The organism is Maritalea mobilis (assembly GCF_004363175.1).
GTDB classification, from domain to species: Bacteria; Pseudomonadota; Alphaproteobacteria; order Rhizobiales; family Devosiaceae; genus Maritalea; species Maritalea mobilis.
The window spans coordinates 1,009,480-1,027,243 of record NZ_SNYR01000001.1 but is presented as its reverse complement, the minus strand read 5'-3'; the positions used below and the strand labels follow the sequence as shown (position 1 = coordinate 1,027,243).

17 protein-coding genes are annotated in these 17,764 nt (G+C 52.2%); 12 read left to right on the top strand and 5 right to left on the bottom strand.

The annotated features are described in order from the left end of the window. The first annotated feature begins 11 nt into the window (after positions 1 to 11). From ATL17_RS04945 to ATL17_RS04935, 3 genes are read left to right on the top strand one after another with little or no spacing between them, the layout of a single operon-like run. Entirely contained in the window at positions 12 to 395 is a 384-nt protein-coding gene (locus tag ATL17_RS04945; protein ID WP_133571647.1) for a response regulator transcription factor, read from the top strand. Continuing rightward, the gene (locus ATL17_RS04940; RefSeq protein WP_133571646.1) at positions 395 to 643 is read left to right on the top strand and encodes a hypothetical protein; all 249 of its coding nucleotides are present in this window, start codon (positions 395 to 397) and stop codon (positions 641 to 643) included. Before ATL17_RS04945 ends, ATL17_RS04940 begins: the two co-directional genes overlap by 1 nt. Then, positions 640 to 3,354 carry an ATP-binding protein gene (locus ATL17_RS04935; protein ID WP_133571645.1) on the top strand — a complete coding sequence of 905 codons (2,715 nt, stop codon included), beginning with the start codon at positions 640 to 642 and terminating at the stop codon, positions 3,352 to 3,354. Before ATL17_RS04940 ends, ATL17_RS04935 begins: the two co-directional genes overlap by 4 nt. Here the strand turns inward: ATL17_RS04935 and ATL17_RS04930 are convergent. Both ATL17_RS04930 and ATL17_RS04925 read right to left on the bottom strand, forming a co-directional pair. Then, complete coding sequence (locus ATL17_RS04930; protein ID WP_133571644.1) at positions 3,351 to 4,007, bottom strand: YitT family protein; 657 nt, start codon at positions 4,005 to 4,007, stop codon at positions 3,351 to 3,353. The genes ATL17_RS04935 and ATL17_RS04930 overlap by 4 nt on opposite strands. 93 nt (positions 4,008 to 4,100) lie before the next feature. Continuing rightward, the gene (locus ATL17_RS04925; RefSeq protein WP_133571643.1) at positions 4,101 to 4,337 is read right to left on the bottom strand and encodes a hypothetical protein; all 237 of its coding nucleotides are present in this window, start codon (positions 4,335 to 4,337) and stop codon (positions 4,101 to 4,103) included. A gap of 89 nt (positions 4,338 to 4,426) precedes the next feature. On the opposite strand from ATL17_RS04925, the gene ATL17_RS04920 reads away from it, so the two are divergent. Continuing rightward, positions 4,427 to 5,365: a LysR family transcriptional regulator gene (locus ATL17_RS04920; RefSeq protein ID WP_133571642.1), complete on the top strand. Its 939-nt coding sequence runs from the start codon at positions 4,427 to 4,429 to the stop codon at positions 5,363 to 5,365. Between the two features lie 109 nt (positions 5,366 to 5,474). After that, positions 5,475 to 5,675, top strand: a complete 201-nt coding sequence (locus ATL17_RS04915; protein ID WP_133571641.1) for a hypothetical protein — start codon at positions 5,475 to 5,477, stop codon at positions 5,673 to 5,675. 46 nt (positions 5,676 to 5,721) lie between these two features. Here ATL17_RS04915 and ATL17_RS04910 read toward each other — a convergent pair whose 3' ends face one another. Further along, complete coding sequence (locus ATL17_RS04910) at positions 5,722 to 6,780, bottom strand: SIR2 family protein (RefSeq protein ID WP_133571640.1); 1,059 nt, start codon at positions 6,778 to 6,780, stop codon at positions 5,722 to 5,724. Positions 6,781 to 7,195: 415 nt separating this feature from the next. Then, positions 7,196 to 8,611, bottom strand: a complete 1,416-nt coding sequence (locus ATL17_RS04905; RefSeq protein WP_133571639.1) for a helix-turn-helix domain-containing protein — start codon at positions 8,609 to 8,611, stop codon at positions 7,196 to 7,198. A gap of 511 nt (positions 8,612 to 9,122) precedes the next feature. On the opposite strand from ATL17_RS04905, the gene ATL17_RS04900 reads away from it, so the two are divergent. The 7 genes from ATL17_RS04900 to mce all read left to right on the top strand — a co-directional run bounded on the left by ATL17_RS04900 (position 9,123) and on the right by mce (position 17,535). Continuing rightward, the gene (locus tag ATL17_RS04900; RefSeq protein WP_133571638.1) at positions 9,123 to 10,655 is read left to right on the top strand and encodes an acyl-CoA carboxylase subunit beta; all 1,533 of its coding nucleotides are present in this window, start codon (positions 9,123 to 9,125) and stop codon (positions 10,653 to 10,655) included. A gap of 11 nt (positions 10,656 to 10,666) precedes the next feature. Further along, positions 10,667 to 11,962 (top strand): SDR family oxidoreductase, encoded by a 1,296-nt coding sequence (locus ATL17_RS04895; RefSeq protein WP_133571637.1) that lies wholly within the window; start codon positions 10,667 to 10,669, stop codon positions 11,960 to 11,962. Continuing rightward, complete coding sequence (locus tag ATL17_RS04890; protein ID WP_133571636.1) at positions 11,959 to 12,444, top strand: DUF2269 family protein; 486 nt, start codon at positions 11,959 to 11,961, stop codon at positions 12,442 to 12,444. Before ATL17_RS04895 ends, ATL17_RS04890 begins: the two co-directional genes overlap by 4 nt. Before the next feature lie 17 nt (positions 12,445 to 12,461). Next, positions 12,462 to 12,839 (top strand): RidA family protein, encoded by a 378-nt coding sequence (locus tag ATL17_RS04885; protein ID WP_208111152.1) that lies wholly within the window; start codon positions 12,462 to 12,464, stop codon positions 12,837 to 12,839. Between the two features lie 144 nt (positions 12,840 to 12,983). Continuing rightward, positions 12,984 to 14,987 carry an acetyl-CoA carboxylase biotin carboxylase subunit gene (locus tag ATL17_RS04880; RefSeq protein WP_133571634.1) on the top strand — a complete coding sequence of 668 codons (2,004 nt, stop codon included), beginning with the start codon at positions 12,984 to 12,986 and terminating at the stop codon, positions 14,985 to 14,987. Continuing rightward, on the top strand, positions 14,984 to 17,128 hold the full coding sequence (gene scpA, locus ATL17_RS04875; protein WP_133571633.1) for a methylmalonyl-CoA mutase: 2,145 nt from the start codon (positions 14,984 to 14,986) through the stop codon (positions 17,126 to 17,128). The genes ATL17_RS04880 and scpA overlap by 4 nt, the downstream gene beginning before the upstream one ends. Continuing rightward, positions 17,125 to 17,535 (top strand): methylmalonyl-CoA epimerase, encoded by a 411-nt coding sequence (mce, locus tag ATL17_RS04870; protein ID WP_133571632.1) that lies wholly within the window; start codon positions 17,125 to 17,127, stop codon positions 17,533 to 17,535. The genes scpA and mce overlap by 4 nt, the downstream gene beginning before the upstream one ends. A 93-nt stretch (positions 17,536 to 17,628) precedes the next feature. Here the strand turns inward: mce and ATL17_RS17150 are convergent, their stop codons facing one another. Then, positions 17,629 to 17,763, bottom strand: coding sequence for a hypothetical protein (locus tag ATL17_RS17150; RefSeq protein ID WP_281275861.1), 135 nt, complete (start codon positions 17,761 to 17,763; stop codon positions 17,629 to 17,631). Position 17,764 lies beyond the last annotated feature (1 nt).

The window sequence follows — 17,764 nt, the reverse complement described above, 5'->3', positions numbered from 1 at the left end:
AGGAGGAATTTGTGACCATAGATGTCCTAATCGTTGAGGACGAGCCCAGTATTCTGGACTCTCTCGACTTTATTTTGCGTCGTGCGGGGTGGTCGACGCGATCCGCTCAAGATGGGGAAGCCGCGTTGCGGGCAGTGCGCGAAATCAAGCCGCGCATTGTTGTCTTGGATGTGATGTTGCCCAAAAAGTCTGGCTTTGAGGTGCTTAAACAATTGCGGCAAGACGAGGCCACGGCAAAATTGCCGGTGCTGATGCTCACCGCAAAGGGGCAAGCGCAAGATCGGAAAATTGCCGAGGAGTTGGGGGCTAATAGTTTTGTCACCAAGCCCTATGCCAATAGCGATGTGGTGGGCGCTGTTAAAGCCCTGATCGGTGACGAGCAAAGGGTGGATTGATGGCGAACAGGCGGCGCAGCGAAGGGTTTGGTTTCTTTTTGCCAATCTTTGGTGCGATTTTGATTATGCCGCCAATTGTGCATTTGTTTGATCGTGGGGGCACCATATTTGGCCTGCCAACTATATTTGCCTATCTGTTTGGCGTTTGGTTCTTTTTGATTGCATCTTCATTTGCATTGGCGCGCTTGTTGCCGCGCGATGAGCCTGAACCGCGTGCCGGGCGATCAGAGCGGGATCGTGATCAATGATCGCCACCAATCTCATCATTCTGATTGCGCTTGGTTATGTGGTGCTGTTGTTTGCGCTAGCTTATTTCAGCGAGCGCTGGGCCAAAGGGTCAGCAGGCAAGTTTTTGCGTTCGCCTCTTATTTATACACTCGCCATTTCTGTTTATTGCACCAGTTGGACCTTTTATGGTGCAGTGGGCTCGGCAGCCCGCACGGGCTATGAGATTTTCACCATTTATCTTGGTCCCACCTTGGTGTTTGTGGGCTGGTGGTTCGGGTTGCGTAAGCTGGTGCGGGTGGGGCGTACCCAGCGGATCACATCGCTTGCCGATTTGATTTCGTCGCGCTTTGGCAAAAGCTCCAGCTTGGCTGTGTTGGTGACTTTGATTGCTGTGATCGGCACCACGCCTTACATCGCGCTTCAGCTTAAAGCGATCACCTCCAGCCTCAACGTTATGACATTGGGCGATAATGTCGATCAGCCGGGCTTGAATGTGGATGATGTGCGGTTGGCACTAGGCGTTGCGGTGGCCATGGCCATCTTCACCATTTTGTTTGGCACGCGAAATGTGGATGCAAAAGAGCAGCATCATGGGGTGGTGGCTGCGATTGCGTTCGAGGCGATCATCAAACTGATTGCCTTGTTGGCGGTCGGCATATTTGTGGTGTTTGGGCTGGGCGACGGCTTTTCTGAGGTGTTTGCCCGCGCGGATGCGGCGCAGATCAATGCGTTTGAATATGGTGGGTTCAATTCGCGCTGGGTAGCGATGACGGTACTTTCCGCCGCCGCCATCATTTGTTTGCCACGGCAGTTTCAGATCACTGTTGTTGAAAATTCCAACGAAAACCATTTGCGCACGGCAAGTTGGGCATTTCCGCTTTATCTGTTTGCGATCAGCATCTTCACATTGCCGATTGCCATAGTGGGCACCGCCATGTTGCCGCCGGGTAGCGATCCGGACATGTTTGTATTGACCTTGCCATTGAGTTTTGGGCAAGAGGGATTGGCCCTGTTTGCCTTTATTGGTGGTTTCTCGTCCGCGACCTCCATGATTATTATTGCGTCCATCGCGCTGTCGATCATGGTGTCCAACCATATTGTGGTGCCCATTGCGTTGCGGTTGCCCGGGCGGCGAGATGATGAGGAAAGTGGTGGGGTAACTGATTTGCTGCTTACCAGCCGCCGCATCTCAATCTGTGTGATTTTGGGGCTTGGCTTTCTTTATTTCTGGCTCACCAACGGTTCTGGTGCCTTGGCGCGCATTGGTTTGATCTCCTTTGCAGGGGTTGCGCAAACCTTGCCCGCCATCATTGCTGCTTTGTTTTGGCGCGATGCCACGGCAAAGGGGGCAGGGGCCGGGCTTTCCATTGGCTTTGTGGTTTGGGCATATTCCATGTTCGTTCCCAGTTTTGAGGAGTCGAGCATCAGCGTTGCCCATTGGGTGCAAAATGGCCCTTATGGCATTGAGTTTTTGAAGCCGCAGGCCTTGTTTGGCCTCACTGGTTTGGACCCATTGGTACACTCCGTTTTTTGGAGCCTGTTTGCCAACACGATTGCGTTGATCGTTGTGTCGCTTTCCACCTCTCAATCAGTGCTTGAGCGCATTCAAAGCGCGTTGTTTGTGGATGCGTTTAGGCGGATGCCGGGCATTGAAACGCGGTTCATGCGCACATCTGCCGCCACCAATGATTTGTTCTTTGTGGCGCAGCGCGTGCTGGGAGCAGAGCGGGCTGGATCGGTTTTCGACAGTTTTGCGCGTGAGCAGGGGCGCAGCCGCTCCAACTTGGAACCCACGCCTGAATTTATCGCCTTGCTGGAAAAGGAATTGGCAGGTTCTATCGGCGCTGCGTCGGCGCACGTTATGATTTCGCAAGTGGTTTCTGGCGACAATATCTCCTTGCAGGAGGTGATGAAGATTGCCGACGAAACCCAACAAGTGATCGAATATTCGCAACAGTTGGAGCAGAAGTCTGAAGAACTGCGGCTGACGGCAGAGAAATTGCAAGATGCCAATGCCAAGCTGCGCGAACTAGATCAGCAAAAGGATGAGTTTTTGTCGCAAGTGAGCCACGAGGTGCGCACCCCGATGACTTCCATTCGATCCTTCTCAGAAATTCTGCTAGAGCCTGATGAATTGGATGCGCATGATCGTCAGCGTTTTCTGTCGACCATCCATACAGAGAGTTTGCGGCTAACCCAATTGTTGGACGAGATTTTGGATCTCAGCGCGCTAGAACGTGGCGAAAAGGTTTGGACCAATGTGCCGGTTGATGTGGTGAGTGCGCTGGATCGTGCCGTTTCCGTGTGCGAAAGCCTGGCGCGGCAGAAAAAGATGCAGATAAAGCGCCATAATGTGCCTGCCGAAGCGCTGGTGCTGGGGCATGCTGACCGTCTGGCACAAGTGTTTATCAATCTCATTACCAACGCGATTAAATATAATCATGCGGACCATCCATTTGTTGAGGTGCGGTTCAGCACCAGCGGCAAACGGCTGTTGATTGAATTTCAGGATAATGGGCCAGGCATTGCCGCAAAGGATCGGCGACGCGTGTTTGAGAAATTTGCACGGGGCCAACGTGGCGCCATCAGTGGGCAAACCGGGTCTGGCCTTGGCCTTGCCATCTCCTCGCAAATTATTGCGCGTATGAAGGGTAAGATTGACCTTGTTAAAGGGGCAGATGATGGTGCCTGTTTCCGGGTCAGCCTGCCGCTTTATGAGGGCGAGGTTTAATCCGTTTTGTCGTCTTTGCTTTGTGCAAAAAAGGCACCGGAAAACCCAACATAGCGGCCGGGGCGGAAGTTGGTGGCGATCACCAGATTCAGCACCACAGCGCCCATGATAGACAGGGCAACCTGTTGCCAACTCAGCACAAAGAATGAGCCGCACAAAATGGCCGCGTCCACGCCCATTTGCAAATAGCCAGCGCGGATGCCATAGCGATCTTGCAGATAAACGGCCAAAATGTTCACCCCGCCCAAGCCGGATTTATGGCGAAACAGGATCAGCAAGCCAACGCCAATTATGCCACCGCCCACAAGGCTGGCATAAACCGGGTGCAGCATATCAAAGCTGATCCATTGCGGGGTGAGTTGTGCGAACAGTGACACAAGGCCCACAGCCGCGAATGTTTTGATGGTGAAAGCCACGCCGAGCCGTTTATAGGCCAGCCAGTAAAAAGGTAGGTTTAACACAAAGAACAGCATGCCGAATTCAAATGGCGAAGTATAAGACAGCAAAAGGGCAAGGCCGTTAATGCCGCCGGTGCCCAGCATGGCGGCTTTATACATGCTTACGCCAAGGGCCACCAAAAGTGTGCCTAAAACAAGGGCTTGAATATCTTCATGCCATTTGTGCTGTGTGTCGGTTTCTTGCGCCTTCGCCATGGGTTCGCCTTTGTCAGACAATCTATGCTTTAGCGCTATCGCTTATCGGGCCCAAAGGCAAGGGTGACGCTTTGTCACTCTTGCCTTAAATGCTCATCGCACTTTCTCGATAAAGAAATTTGCTAGCAAATTGAACAGGATGGCTGAGCCGATGCCCAACGGAATGGCATAAGGTGCAATTTGGCCAATGGCGTTAAAATAGGCGCTGCCAAAGTCTGCCTGCGGCGGCAAATTTTGCGAAACCAGAATGGCGGGCAAGCTTGATAGCATAACAATCATAATGCCAAGGCCGACAATTGGCTGGCGAAATTTTGCGGGAAGTTTGTTCATCTCAAAACCTTTTTTCTTGGTGATGAGGAAAATATATGCTTTCATTATTGATGGATAAATATCGAATTTTGGAAGTTTAAATTTCAAAAATGAAATCATTAGATTTGAATGCGCTGCACCATTTTTGTGAAATTGTGCGCGAAGGCAGCCTCACCAAAGCGGCGCAGAAGCTGAATATCTCCGCCCCCACCTTGTCGCGCCATTTGGCACAATTGGAAGAGCAGGTGGGGCACAAGCTGGTGCATCGCCATGCCAAGCAGTTCAAGCTCACAATTGATGGGGAGCGTTATTACAATTCGCTCAGCGATGATTTTTCGCAGCTTCAGGAACAACTTTCCGCATTAAATGATCGGGCGGATGTTCTGTCAGGTTCAATCCGCATTTCCTGCCCGGAGAGTATGGCGATTGATTATTTGCATGATTGGTCGCTTGAGTTTCTGGCGCAGCACCCGCAGGTGGACATACAGATCAAGTTTGCCATTTCCGATCAGCATTTTGTTGAAGATCAGTTGGATTTATCTTTGGTGGTGGTGCCGCCCACCCAGCCCAGTTTGGTGCAGCGGAAACTGTTGGACACGCAAATGTGCGTCGGCGCTGCGCCGAGCTATATCGAAGCAAAGGGCAAGCCGACTGTGCCGCAGGATTTGCCAAATTTTGACCTACTCACCTCTGATCCGCAAAAGGGCTGGGGCTTTCGGGTCGATGGGGAACGGTTCGAGTTTTTCCCCGCGCCACGTTATAGCATCAATTCCATCCGCACGGTTGTGCAGGCGGCAATTCAGGGTATGGGCATCATGTATGGCCCGCTCTTTTACATGCGGCAACCCATGCGCGATGGCCGTTTGGTGCAGCTCTTGCCGGAATATGAAACTGAAATGCGGCACGTTTTCATGGTCTATGCCGATCGCCGCCTTATGCCCACCCGTGTGCGGGCGTTCCGCAGCTTCTTGGAAGAAAAGATGGTCCTTCTCTCCGAAGGGGAACGCTGGAGCGGGGCGGGGAAATCGTTCAATAAAGTTTTCAGCTAATTTTACCCAAACTCCTAATAGCTCCTTATCAGCCAACGCGTAGGCTTCGCGGTGGAGCATTGTCTTTTCACGAAGGCAATCAACCCATGCTGATCGAAGGAGACGCAATATGAGTTCAATTTCACCGGTGAGTCAGCCCGTACAATATGTACGTTCCGAGCCACCAGCGCCGCCTGCAAAGGAAAAGGGCGAAGTGGAGCAACTCGAAGCCAAGAAAACGGCGGTTGAGGAGTTTGCTGAAAAGAAGACTGACGAAACCAAAGCGCCACCTGCCGATGGCACCGGGCGATTGGTTGATATTCAGGTTTAAATTCTGAAACATCAGAAAAGACAGCGCGGGCAAGTTCCCGCGCTTTTTAAAGCCCAGCAATTCCTGCGGAATAATCCTCGAGTAGCTTTTTGCAGTCCGCGGTGTTGTCGACTTCGATAAAGCTGTCAAATCCGTCTCGCATCAGTGGCTTTATTTCTTGGATAATTGCTTGTCGGTTGTATTCACTAATACCGTATGCGGTTGCAAAAATTCTTCTAGCTTGGCGACTTTCGGGTGCGCAAGTCGGCTTAAGTATTTTCATATTCATGTCTGCAAAACCAAAACCTAGAAAAATGATTTTGTTGGACTCTTCAACAATGGTTTGAATCCTTTCGGCGATCTTGCCATCGTCTTCTAGCCCCTCCGTGAACAGTCTTATGTTTTGAGACAATCTTGCAAACATTCCGTTGGCGGTTCTTTCACCAAAATTCACGAGCGGCGATTTGCTTGTGTGATTTTGACCATCATAGGGCAGTTCTGAAATTGCGCCGTATGGGTGAATAATTTCTAGGTTGGCGACAAAAGAATATGCCGCTTGGTTGTCATCTGGAAAGCAGTTTTTAAACGAATTGTAAAGGTAGTGTTCAATACATCTGTCGTAGTTGAAAACGATAAATTTAATGTTTGTTGCTTTTTCAATCAGTTGGGCTTTGTCATATTTGAAAAAGATGTTTTGCCAAAGAGTCTTATACCAACGATTATTCTCATGCGAAAAATAAATCCTGTTGTATATATTGTCAGAAGGAATATTGAGTGTGCTAAATTGTTCACATTTCAGAATACTATAAACAATTGCTAGCTTGCCGATCGCAACCATTAGCTCGTTTTCGCTGTTGATGTCTAGAATGCGATCGATTGAAGCTCCTTGTTCAAGTGAGTTTCGGAGTTGGCTTATAGCGACATGAACTTTTTGATCACCGTATTCCTTAAAGATGGGATTTAGTGCTGCGCGAAACTCGTCGTTTGCAGAGGGATTGGCAGGGTGCCGATTGTTCCATTTAAGATTAAGTAGGTCTGCAATCTGTTCTACAAGTATATCACCGGTCGGAAATCCGGCGAGTTTACTTGCGCCGGCGCCAACGATGAAACACAGCTTTTCTGACATAGTTCACGATCTCCAACCAAGATAACTGTGAGATATCAGATTCCCATTTAAATCAGAAGGCTTGTGGGAAAACGACTTTGCGCGCGGCGTTGGATGCTTATGAATCGTACTTTTCCATACAAATTTAGCTCGCAAATCAGCCGAGCACGGACGCACCAAACCATCCAGAAGTCGACATTCTGCATAAAGAACAGTTTGTTGGCGGGCGTGGTTTAATCTTTGAACGCGAGGCTATGCTTTTGGCAAGTGCGAAAAGGTTTTAACCCATTGATTCATCTGGTAGTTCTCGCGTTTCCAAGAACCATATTCCGTTTGATTATGCTGCCAGAAATTTGTTGGGTTTGCAACAAGATTTGCAATTTTCAGTTCGATTTTTGCCATTTTAGGTTGTGTGGGGCAGGTAATCATCTGGGTGCTAGTTAATTTCGTAGGGCACCACGCTGCGCTCGTCTGGGGTGATGGAAATTTCGGCGGCGATGGGCGGTACGGACCGTTGGGTGCAGTTGCGCCGTTCGCAGGTGCGGCAGGAAACGCCGATGGGGTCGAACGCGGCATCTGCGCCAATATCCAAATCGTCGGAATAGATCAGCTCGCTGGCATGCTCGATTTCGCAGCCCAGCGCATAGGCATAGCGGCGCGTGGGTTGGCGAAAGCCGCCTGCGCGTTTTTCGCTGGCCCAGGCAAGGCATAAATAGCGTTTGCCATCCGGCGTTTCGGCGCGCTGGCGGATGATCCGCTGCGGGGATTCAAACGCACGGTGCACATTCCATAGGGGGCAGGCCCCGCCGAACCGGGCGAATTGCAGGGCGGTGGCTGAGTGGCGCTTGGTGATGGTGCCCGCTTGGTCCACCCGCGCAAAGAAAAAGGGGATGCCCCGCAGTTGCGGGCGTTGTAGGGTGGAGAGGCGATGGGCGACCTGCTCTAGGCTGGCACCAAAGCGCTGGGCCATGATTTCAATGTCGTAGCGCACGGCCTGCGCCTCTTTCAGAAACTGGTTATAGGGCATCAGCAGTGCGCCCGCATAATAATTGGCCAGCCCGATGCGGCAGATGGCGCGGGCTTCGTCGCGCTTGAAATTGGCATCGGACAATATCTGGTTGATCAGGGAGGTTTGCTCAAGCAGGGCCAATTGGTTGGCGAGTTGGAAAAACTGTGTCGATTTATCCAAGGTGGTGTTGAGCCGGATCACGCGCCGCGTTCGGTCAAATTGCCGGATCATGTCGCGCTTATTGGGCATCACAAATTCAACCGTCAAATCGTGCACCCGCTCGCAATATTTGACGAGCCGCTCCATTTTGTCGTGGCCATCAAGGGCTTGCTCCCCAGCCAAATCCTCGGCCGCGCGGTCCAACGGGTCGATATAATTATCGGCATAATGAAAAAAGTCGCGCACCTCTTCATAAGAAGTTTGCAAATTGCCCGCTTGTTCGCGCATCAACACATCGTCCACCCCGGCCATCCGTTCATTGGATTTCCGATAGGCCTCATAAAGCCGCATAAAAGCGTGGGCGGTTTGCGGGGTGTTGGTGGCGAGGGATTTCAGCTCCTGCAAGCCGGGCGGGTTATCGGCGAAAAGCGGGTCGGCAAAAATCTCTTTCAGGTCGATGATCAGCCGGTCCGATTTATCGGCCAGCAGGCTGGTTACATCGACATTAAAATTCTCCGCCAGCGACAACATAATCGCCGCCGTGACAGGGCGTTGATTGTTTTCGAGCTGGTTGATGTAGGAGGTGGATATGTCCAGCCGCGTGGCGAACTCGGCCTGGGTCAGCTTTTGCTGTTCCCGAAGGGCGCGGAGTTTGACGCCTGCGAAGATTTTACGTTGTGCCATCGTGTTCCTTTCTTGCCGCCACCGGGCATTTTTTTACGCGCCGCCGTCGTTCGCTGCGCTCACTACCCCGGCACCCCCGCCGATTGGTGCCATACAGTGGCTTTTTTGTAGGCCGCCAACCTACCACTCTCCCGTCATTGCAAGACTTGATCTTGCAATCCAATTCACATGTCCTCACGAAATCACATTGGCTTGTTTCGCGATGCCACATCCTCTTCGTCATTACCGGGCTTGATCCGGTAATCCAGGCAGGAGCAAGCCGATGCGCAAAACGCTAGCGATTACATCGTCGACATTCACCCCTAGATTCCCGCTTACGCGGGAATGACGGCGGAGGCGAATGGCACTGCCGTAACTACCTTCCCATCAGAATTACACAAAATTCACAAATTTACAATTTTCAATGTTAAAAAGGTGTTCTTGTTTACACTTTCAGCCCTTTAAAGTCGCGTTTGCTTTTGGCAGGCTGTGCAAAAGATCGCGATTTTAATTTTTTCGTAGGGGCTGATACATGCAGGACATTATCGAGCAGCTTGAACAAAAGCGGGCTGGGGCACGGCTTGGGGGCGGGCAGCGCCGGATTGATACACAACATGGCAAGGGCAAGCTCACCGCGCGGGAGCGGCTTTCTGTGTTGCTCGATCCGGGCAGCTTTGAAGAATATGACATGTTTGTCACCCATCGTTGCACCGATTTTGGCATGGAAGAAAACATCATTCCCGGCGATGGGGTGGTGACGGGGTGGGGCACCATTAATGGGCGGCTCACCTATGTGTTTTCACAAGATTTTACCGTTTTTGGCGGTTCCTTGTCGGAAACCCATGCCCAGAAAATCTGCAAAATCATGGAACTGGCGGTGCAAAATGGTGCACCAGTGATCGGGCTGAACGATAGTGGCGGCGCGCGGATTCAGGAAGGTGTGGCCTCCCTTGGTGGTTATGCTGATGTGTTCTTGCGCAATGTGATGGCCTCGGGCGCGGTGCCGCAAATCTCGGTGATTATGGGGCCCTGCGCGGGCGGCGCGGTTTATTCTCCGGCGATGACCGACTTCATCTATATGGTGAAGGACACAAGCTATATGTTTGTGACAGGGCCGGATGTGGTTAAAACCGTGACCAACGAAACGGTGACCCAGGAAGAGCTGGGCGGTGCGAGCACGCATACCAAGATTTCCTCCGTGGCCGACGCGGCCTTCGACAATGATGTGGAAACATTGTTGGAGGTCCGTCGCCTATTTGATTATCTCCCCCTGAATGCGCAGGAAAAGGCGCCGAAGGTGGATGTGAATGATGTGGTGGATCGGCCAGAGATGAGCCTTGATACCATTATTCCAGATAGTCCCAACAAGCCTTATGATATGAAAGAAGTGATCCACAAAATCGCTGATGAAGGCGAGTTTTTGGAGCTGCAAAAAGATCATGCGGGCAACATTGTTACGGGCTTTATGCGGCTGAACGGCCAGTCCGTCGGCGTGGTGGCCAACCAGCCATTGGTGTTGGCCGGGTGTCTCGACATCAACTCCTCCAAAAAAGCAGCACGTTTCGTGCGTTTTTGCGATAGCTTCAATATTCCGATCCTCACTCTTGTTGATGTGCCCGGCTTTTTGCCCGGCACCGCGCAGGAATATGGCGGCATCATCAAGCATGGCGCGAAATTGCTGTTCGCTTATGCGGAGGCGACCGTGCCCAAAGTCACCGTCATCACCCGCAAAGCCTATGGCGGTGCTTATGACGTGATGGCTTCAAAGCATATTCGTGCCGACGTGAACTATGCTTGGCCAAGCGCGGAAATCGCGGTGATGGGCGCGAAGGGCGCGACGGAAATTCTTTATCGTTCAGAGTTGGGCGACCAAGAAAAAATCGCCAAGCGCACCAAAGATTACGAAGACCGCTTCGCCAACCCGTTCGTGGCAGCCGAGCGGGGCTTTATCGACGATGTGATCATGCCCCACAACACAAGACGCCGCGTGGCGCGGGCGTTTGAGACGTTGAAGAACAAGCAACAGTCGATGCCGATAAAGAAGCACGACAATATTCCGTTGTAGGGGTAGGTTAGGTGAACGTTCTTGTTCTTGGTGGATATGGTTTGATTGGGAGCGCTGTAACGCGTGACCTGCTGGCAGGCGGCCATTCCGTGATAGGGGTCGGACGAAACCCGACGGTCGGAAAGAACAAGTTTCCATCTGCAATTTGGCAAGCGGCAAATCTCCAAGACATGGTAGATGAAGCAAGCTGGCTTCCGTTCTTGGATGGTATAGATGCTGTCGTCAATTGTTCGGGCGCATTGCAGGATCAAGCCAATGTTTCACTTGAAGCACTGCAAGTGAAAGCAATAATGTCATTAGTCGATGCAATGATTTCAACAAACGTGGCGAAGTTCGTGCAGATTTCCGCTTTGGGTGCCACTCCGAACGCGACGACCCGTTTCTTGCGCACTAAAGCCAAAGCAGATGCATATGTCGCAAATTCCGATCTAGATTGGACAATTATCCGCCCTGGACTTGTATTGTCGACAGATACTTTTGGTGGCTCGACTATTCTGCGCATAGCGGCTGCGATGCCTGTTTTTGATGTTCGCATTTTTCCTGAATCAAAAGTTCAAACTGTTCATGTTGACGATGTTGCAGAGGTGGTTGCGCAGTCATTGGTGGATGATAGTTTGACCCGGAAATGCTTTGATCTTGTGGAAGAAAATTCAATTTCTCTTAGCGATCTGACGCTCAATTTGCGTCAGAAAATCGGTAATCGCCCGCCTAAGATTTCATTTACATTGCCCCGATTTATAAAGAATTCCATCGGCGTCGTTGGCGATTTAATTTCGAATCTAGGCTGGCAAACCGGGATACGGAGCACGGCGTTCAAAGTTTTGGAAAATGGCGTAACCGGCGATGCCAGTGTTTTTACGGGGATTACAGGAAAACGTTTGAAAGATGCGCCGCAAAATGTAGCTGAAATGGGGTTGGGCGCACAAGATTTGTTATTTGGTCGAATTCAATTGGTTGCTGTGCCTGCTATTTTCTTGTTTGGCGCGTTTTGGGTGTTTTCCGGCGCAATTGGAGTTTGGAATCTTGATGCGGCTGTCGCGAAAATTTCGCACAGATTTAATGAAGACGTGTCTTATGTGTTTGTTATCTGCGGCAGTTTGTTAGATTTGCTTATCGGTCTCGCTATCTGGTTTCGCAAAACCCACGTTTTCGCCTTACTTGCATCTTTAGTTCTGTCGTCAGGCTATCTGGCGGCTGGAACGTTTTTTACGCCAGAGTTGTGGATGGACCCACTTGGGCCGTTGGTGAAAATCATCCCGGTCATGCTTACAGCGATGTTCCTTCTAGCAGCGAGGCCGGCACGATGATTGAGTATCTGGATGTACTTCGGTGGTTGCACATTCTTGGCGCTACGGTTTTGTTTGGCACGGGGGCGGGTATCGCGTTTTTTATGCTGATGGCGCACAGAACTGGTAATGCCGAGATAATTGCACATACCGCATCTGTGGTGGTGATTGCAGATTGGGTATTTACGGCGTCAGCTGTCGTGTTGCAGCCAATAACGGGATATTTATTGGCCGCTGAAATTGGTTGGTCAATAGGGGAGGGGTGGGTCGTCGCGGCGTTGGCACTCTATGTGATCACAGGGCTGTTTTGGTTGCCGGTTATCTGGATGCAAAAAGAAATGCGCGATTTGGCCAGGGCGGCGCATGCGAACGGTCTGCTGCTCTCGAAGCGATACCATGTGCTTTTTCGCACTTGGTTTTTGTTCGGCTTTCCAGCGTTCTTTTCGGTGCTGATTATCTTTTGGCTTATGATTACACGACCTTCATTAGGAGTAATATTTTGACTGATCCACTATTCCATATGATTTCTGATGGCCCACGACCAGTGGCGCCATTCTCCCACGCGACCGAAGCGAATGGGTGGGTGTTTGTTACGGGGCAGATGCCGACCTTTCCTGATGCGCCGGATGCGCCTTTGCCGGAGGGGATTGAAGCGCAGACTGTGCGGGTGATGGAGAACCTCAAGATTGTGTTGGGGGGCATCGATATGGGGCTGGAGCATGTGATGATGGCGCGGTGCTATCTCACCGATTTTTATCGGGACTATGCCCAGTTTAACGAAACCTATCAGAGCTTTTTCCCCAAGGATCGCCGCCCGGCGCGCACGACGATTGGCGTCACCGGCCTGGCGCTGCATGCGCTGGTGGAAATTGATTTTATCTGTAAGCGGCCGGAGTAGCTTTCGGCCACTCCCTTACCAAGGGAGAGCCCTAGGGGCATTCCCGGACTTGAGCCGGGATCGGTTTGCGGGTTGGTCCCGGATCAAGTCCGGGACGGCCAAGTGAAAGATTGCGCACGGCGCGAAAATGGAGAAACAAAAATAATGTTCTCAAAAATTCTTATTGCCAACCGGGGCGAGATTGCCTGTCGGGTGATTAAAACGGCCAAGAAAATGGGCATCAAAACTGTTGCGGTTTATTCGGATGCGGATCGGGAAGCGTTGCATGTGAGCATGGCCGATGAGGCGGTGCATATTGGTGGCTCCCCGGCGTCGGAAAGCTATTTGCTGGGCGATAAGATTATCGCGGCCTGTAAAGAAACTGGCGCGGAAGCGGTGCATCCGGGTTATGGCTTTTTGAGTGAGAACGCAAAGTTTTGCGAGAGCCTTGAAAAGGCGGGCATTGTCTTTATTGGGCCGCCGCCGAAAGCCATTGAGGCGATGGGGGATAAGATCACCTCCAAAAAGATCGCCAAGGAAGCCGATGTGTCCACCGTGCCGGGCTATATGGGCCTGATTGAAGACACGGATGAAGCGGTGAAAATCTCTAATGAGATTGGTTATCCGGTGATGATCAAGGCCTCCGCTGGCGGTGGCGGCAAGGGCATGCGGATCGCGTGGAATGATGCGGAAGCCCGCGAAGGTTTTGAGCGGTCCAAATCAGAAGCCGCGTCAAGCTTTGGCGATGATCGGATTTTTATCGAAAAATTCGTCACCGATCCGCGTCATATTGAAATTCAGGTGTTGGCCGACAAGCATGGTAATTGCATTTATCTGGGCGAGCGCGAATGTTCCATTCAGCGCCGCAACCAGAAAGTGATTGAAGAAGCGCCATCACCATTTTTGGACGAAGAAACCCGCAAAAAAATGGGCGACCAGTCTGTGGCCTTGGCCAAGGCGGTTGGCTATGCCAGCGCGGGCACGGTGGAGTTCATCGTGGATGGCGACAAGAATTTTTATTTCCTTGAGATGAATACGCGGTTGCAGGTGGAACATCCTGTCACTGAATTGATCACAGGGATTGACCTAGTGGAGCAAATGCTCCGCGTTGCGGCGGGCGAGAAATTGTCGATCGCTCAGGATGAGGTCACGCTCAATGGGTGGGCAATTGAGTCTCGACTATATGCCGAAGACCCCTATCGCAATTTCCTGCCTTCCATTGGACGATTGACGACCTATCGCCCGCCGTCAGAATTTGAATCTGAAGACCTTGTGGTGCGCAACGATACTGGGGTGTTTGATGGGGGCGAAATCTCCACCTTCTACGACCCGATGATCGCCAAATTATGCACCTGGGCACCAGATCGGGCTGCCGCCATTTCCGCGATGTCTGACGCGCTGGATGCGTTTGAGGTGGAAGGCATTGGCCACAATATCCCGTTCCTCTCCGCTGTGATGGAGCAGGACCGTTTCAAAGAAGGCCGCCTTACCACGGGCTATATCGCTGAAGAATTTCCTGAGGGGTTCAACGGCGTTGAGTTGGGCAATGCGGCCAAGAAAAATATCGCTGGTTTGGCGGCCTATATCGGCTTTCACAGCCAACATCGCGGTTTTGCTGAAGCGGATACGCTGGACTTGTCGATCAAGGATGTGGCCCGGTCGGTGATGATCGGTGACGAGCGGTTTGATTTTGACGTGTTGGAAGAAGCCGTCATCTGGCGCGACCGTGAGGATGATTTTGAAACGCTGATGCGTATCGAGACCGATTGGGGGCCGGGCGAAAGCCTGATCCGCGCGCGGGTGGGTGACGATTACATCGTTGCACAAGTCACGCGCAAAGCCACGGGCTTCCGGGTGCGTTATCGCGGCGCAGATATGAATGTGCAGGTGTTTGAACCGCATGTGGCCGATTTGATGGTGCACATGCCAGTGAAAATGCCGCCGGACATGTCCAAATTCCTGCTGTGTCCGATGCCGGGGCAGGTGGTGCGCCTTGAAGTTGCTGAGGGCGACGAGGTGCAGGAAGGTCAGCCACTGGCCATTGTCGAAGCCATGAAAATGGAAAATGTGCTGCGGGCGGAGAAGAAGGCCGTGGTGTCCAAAATCGCCGCAGATGTCGGCGCGGTGTTGGCGGTGGATGATGTGATCATGGAGTTTGAAGACCAATGACCCTCTCCAACGACACCTACAAAAAGTGGCAGGCGCTCGCCGAAAAAGAGCTGCGTGATCGGAAACCTGCTGATCTGGAAACAGATTATGGTGGGGTGCCAATCAGGCCTGCATATTTTGCCGAAGATTTGCCTGAGCAGGCGCATGAGGCGATGCCGGGCGAAGCGCCGTTTACCCGCGGTGTGCGGACCACTATGTATGCCAACCGCCCTTGGACCATTCGGCAATATGCGGGTTTTTCCACGGCGAAAGAGAGTAACCGCTTTTATCGGCAAGCGCTGGAAAAGGGCCAAAAAGGCCTTTCGGTGGCGTTCGATTTGGCCACCCACCGGGGGTATGACAGCGATCATGAGCGCGTGGTGGGCGATGTGGGCAAGGCTGGGGTGGCCATTGACAGCGTAGAAGATATGAAGGTGCTGTTTGACGGTATTCCGCTGGATGAAATGTCGGTGTCGATGACCATGAATGGCGCGGTGATCCCGGTGCTGGCCATGTTTGTGGTGGCGGCGGAAGAGCAGGGCGTGAGCCAGGAAAAACTTTCCGGCACCATTCAAAATGACATTTTGAAAGAATTTATGGTGCGCAACACCTTTATCTATCCGCCTGAACCGAGCATGCGGATCATCGCGGATATTATTGCGCACACGGCTGAATTTATGCCGAAATTCAACTCCATTTCCATCTCCGGCTATCATATGCATGAAGCGGGGGCAACCGCCGTGCAGGAGCTGGCTTATACGCTGGCCGATGGCATGGAATATGTCCGCGCGGCGCAGGCGCGGGGGTTGGATATTGACGCCTTTGCCGGGCGCCTGTCGTTCTTTTTCGGCATCGGCATGAACTTCTTCTCAGAAGTGGCGAAGCTGCGCGCGGCGCGGACCCTTTGGGCCGATATTATGAAAGATTTGGGCGCGAAGAATCCGCGTTCCATGATGTTGCGCACCCACTGTCAAACCTCTGGTGTGTCGCTGACCGAGCAGGACCCTTACAACAATATTGTGCGCACCGCCTATGAAGCGATGGCGGCGATTTTGGGCGGTACGCAAAGCCTGCACACCAATTCGTTTGACGAGGCGATTGCGTTGCCGACCGAGTTTTCCTCGCGCATTGCCCGCAACACCCAGTTGATTTTGGACCATGAAACGCGTGTCACTGACGTGGTGGACCCACTCGGCGGCTCCTATTATGTCGAGCGCCTTACCGCTGACATGGTGGCAAAAGCGGGTGAGATGATCGCTGAGATCGAAGAGAAAGGCGGCATGACCAAAGCGGTGCAGGAAGGTTTGCCCAAGCTTGAGATTGAACGCGCTGCTGCCATTCGCCAAACTCGCGTGGATAAGGGCGAAGACGTGATTGTTGGCGTCAACCGCTACCGCTTAGATAAAGAAGATGATCTCGACATTCTCGACATCGACAATAAGAAAGTGCGGGCCGAGCAGGTCGACGCTTTGCAGCGTATTCGTGCCAACCGCAATCAAGATGCTTGCGACAAAGCGTTGGCGACCCTGCGTCAGGTGGCGGAAACGCGCGAGGGTAATTTGCTTGCGGCCGCAATCGACGCGGCCCGTGCCCGCGCCACTTTGGGCGAGATTTCGGATGCGATGGAAGAGGTCTTCGGCCGCCATCGCCCCACCACTAAGGTGATTTCGGGCGTTTATAGTGAGCAATATGCGGGCGATCCGGAATATCAAGCCATCACCAAGCGCATTGCTGAGTTTGAGACTGATCAATCGCGCAAACCTGCCATCTATATCGGCAAAATGGGGCAGGACGGACATGATCGTGGCGCCAAAGTCATCGCGACGGCGTTCGCTGATATGGGCTTTGACGTGCATATTGGCGAACTGTTTGAAACACCTGCTGAGGTGGCCGAGAAAGCCATTGATTTGAAGGTAGACGCCATCGGCGCTTCTTCATTGGCGGCTGGCCATAAAACCCTAATCCCAGAATTGGTTGATCTGCTGCGTGAAAAAGGTGCAGAGCATATTTCCGTTTTCGCGGGTGGGGTGATCCCAGAGCAGGATTATCAGGCGCTGCGCGATGCAGGTGTATCCGATATTTTTGGCCCCGGCACCAATGTGCTGGATGCGGCGAATGCGGTGATGAGCCGGATTGAGGGCAAACTGAGGAACGAGCCATGATCGGTAATCTCAATCACATCGCCATCGCGGTGCCAGATTTGGCGGCTGCAACGGCGAAATATCGGGATCAGTTGGGCGCGGCTGTGTCCGAGCCGCAAGAATTGCCTGAGCATGGCGTGACGGTGGTTTTTGTGAAACTGCCCAACACCAAAGTGGAATTGCTGCATCCCTTGGGTGAGAATTCACCAATTGCGGCCTTCCTGAAAAAGAACCCATCCGGCGGCATGCATCATATGTGTTTTGAGGTGGAGGATATCCGCGCTGCGGCGCAGAAGCTGTCAGATGAAGGCGCGCGGGTTTTGGGGGATGGTGAACCTAAGATCGGGGCACACGGCCTACCGGTGTTGTTTTTACATCCGAAGGATTTTGATGGCACGTTGATTGAGTTGGAAGAGGTCAAAAAATAACGGCAGTCCTTTGAAAGAACTGCCGTTTTAGGACCGAAGTCCTTGTGCACTCACGGACATAAATTCCTCATCTGATCCTGTGGGGAAGCTCCCCTAGCGTATCATGGCATATTGTGGTTCAGACTGGCGTTCAAACAGCGCGAGCGGTGTTGAAGCCATTGTGATCACACCGATTAAAATCGCTGCAGCGAACAATTGAGTTGCCAGCAATCTATGGTGCGGTTGCATG

Bases quoted from the DNA above. Each gene is read 5' to 3' on its own strand.
- ATL17_RS04885 (WP_208111152.1), top strand. From the start codon at position 12,462: ATGATTTCTGATGGCCCACGACCAGTGGCGCCATTCTCCCACGCGACC.
- ATL17_RS04905 (WP_133571639.1), bottom strand. From the start codon at position 8,611: ATGGCACAACGTAAAATCTTCGCAGGCGTCAAACTCCGCGCCCTTCGG.
- ATL17_RS04900 (WP_133571638.1), top strand. From the start codon at position 9,123: ATGCAGGACATTATCGAGCAGCTTGAACAAAAGCGGGCTGGGGCACGG.
- ATL17_RS17150 (WP_281275861.1), bottom strand. From the start codon at position 17,763: ATGCAACCGCACCATAGATTGCTGGCAACTCAATTGTTCGCTGCAGCG.
- ATL17_RS04915 (WP_133571641.1), top strand. From the start codon at position 5,475: ATGAGTTCAATTTCACCGGTGAGTCAGCCCGTACAATATGTACGTTCC.
- ATL17_RS04940 (WP_133571646.1), top strand. From the start codon at position 395: ATGGCGAACAGGCGGCGCAGCGAAGGGTTTGGTTTCTTTTTGCCAATC.
- scpA (WP_133571633.1), top strand. From the start codon at position 14,984: ATGACCCTCTCCAACGACACCTACAAAAAGTGGCAGGCGCTCGCCGAA.
- ATL17_RS04920 (WP_133571642.1), top strand. From the start codon at position 4,427: ATGAAATCATTAGATTTGAATGCGCTGCACCATTTTTGTGAAATTGTG.
- ATL17_RS04925 (WP_133571643.1), bottom strand. From the start codon at position 4,337: ATGAACAAACTTCCCGCAAAATTTCGCCAGCCAATTGTCGGCCTTGGC.
- ATL17_RS04930 (WP_133571644.1), bottom strand. From the start codon at position 4,007: ATGGCGAAGGCGCAAGAAACCGACACACAGCACAAATGGCATGAAGAT.
- ATL17_RS04910 (WP_133571640.1), bottom strand. From the start codon at position 6,780: ATGTCAGAAAAGCTGTGTTTCATCGTTGGCGCCGGCGCAAGTAAACTC.
- ATL17_RS04880 (WP_133571634.1), top strand. From the start codon at position 12,984: ATGTTCTCAAAAATTCTTATTGCCAACCGGGGCGAGATTGCCTGTCGG.
- ATL17_RS04890 (WP_133571636.1), top strand. From the start codon at position 11,959: ATGATTGAGTATCTGGATGTACTTCGGTGGTTGCACATTCTTGGCGCT.
- mce (WP_133571632.1), top strand. From the start codon at position 17,125: ATGATCGGTAATCTCAATCACATCGCCATCGCGGTGCCAGATTTGGCG.
- ATL17_RS04935 (WP_133571645.1), top strand. From the start codon at position 640: ATGATCGCCACCAATCTCATCATTCTGATTGCGCTTGGTTATGTGGTG.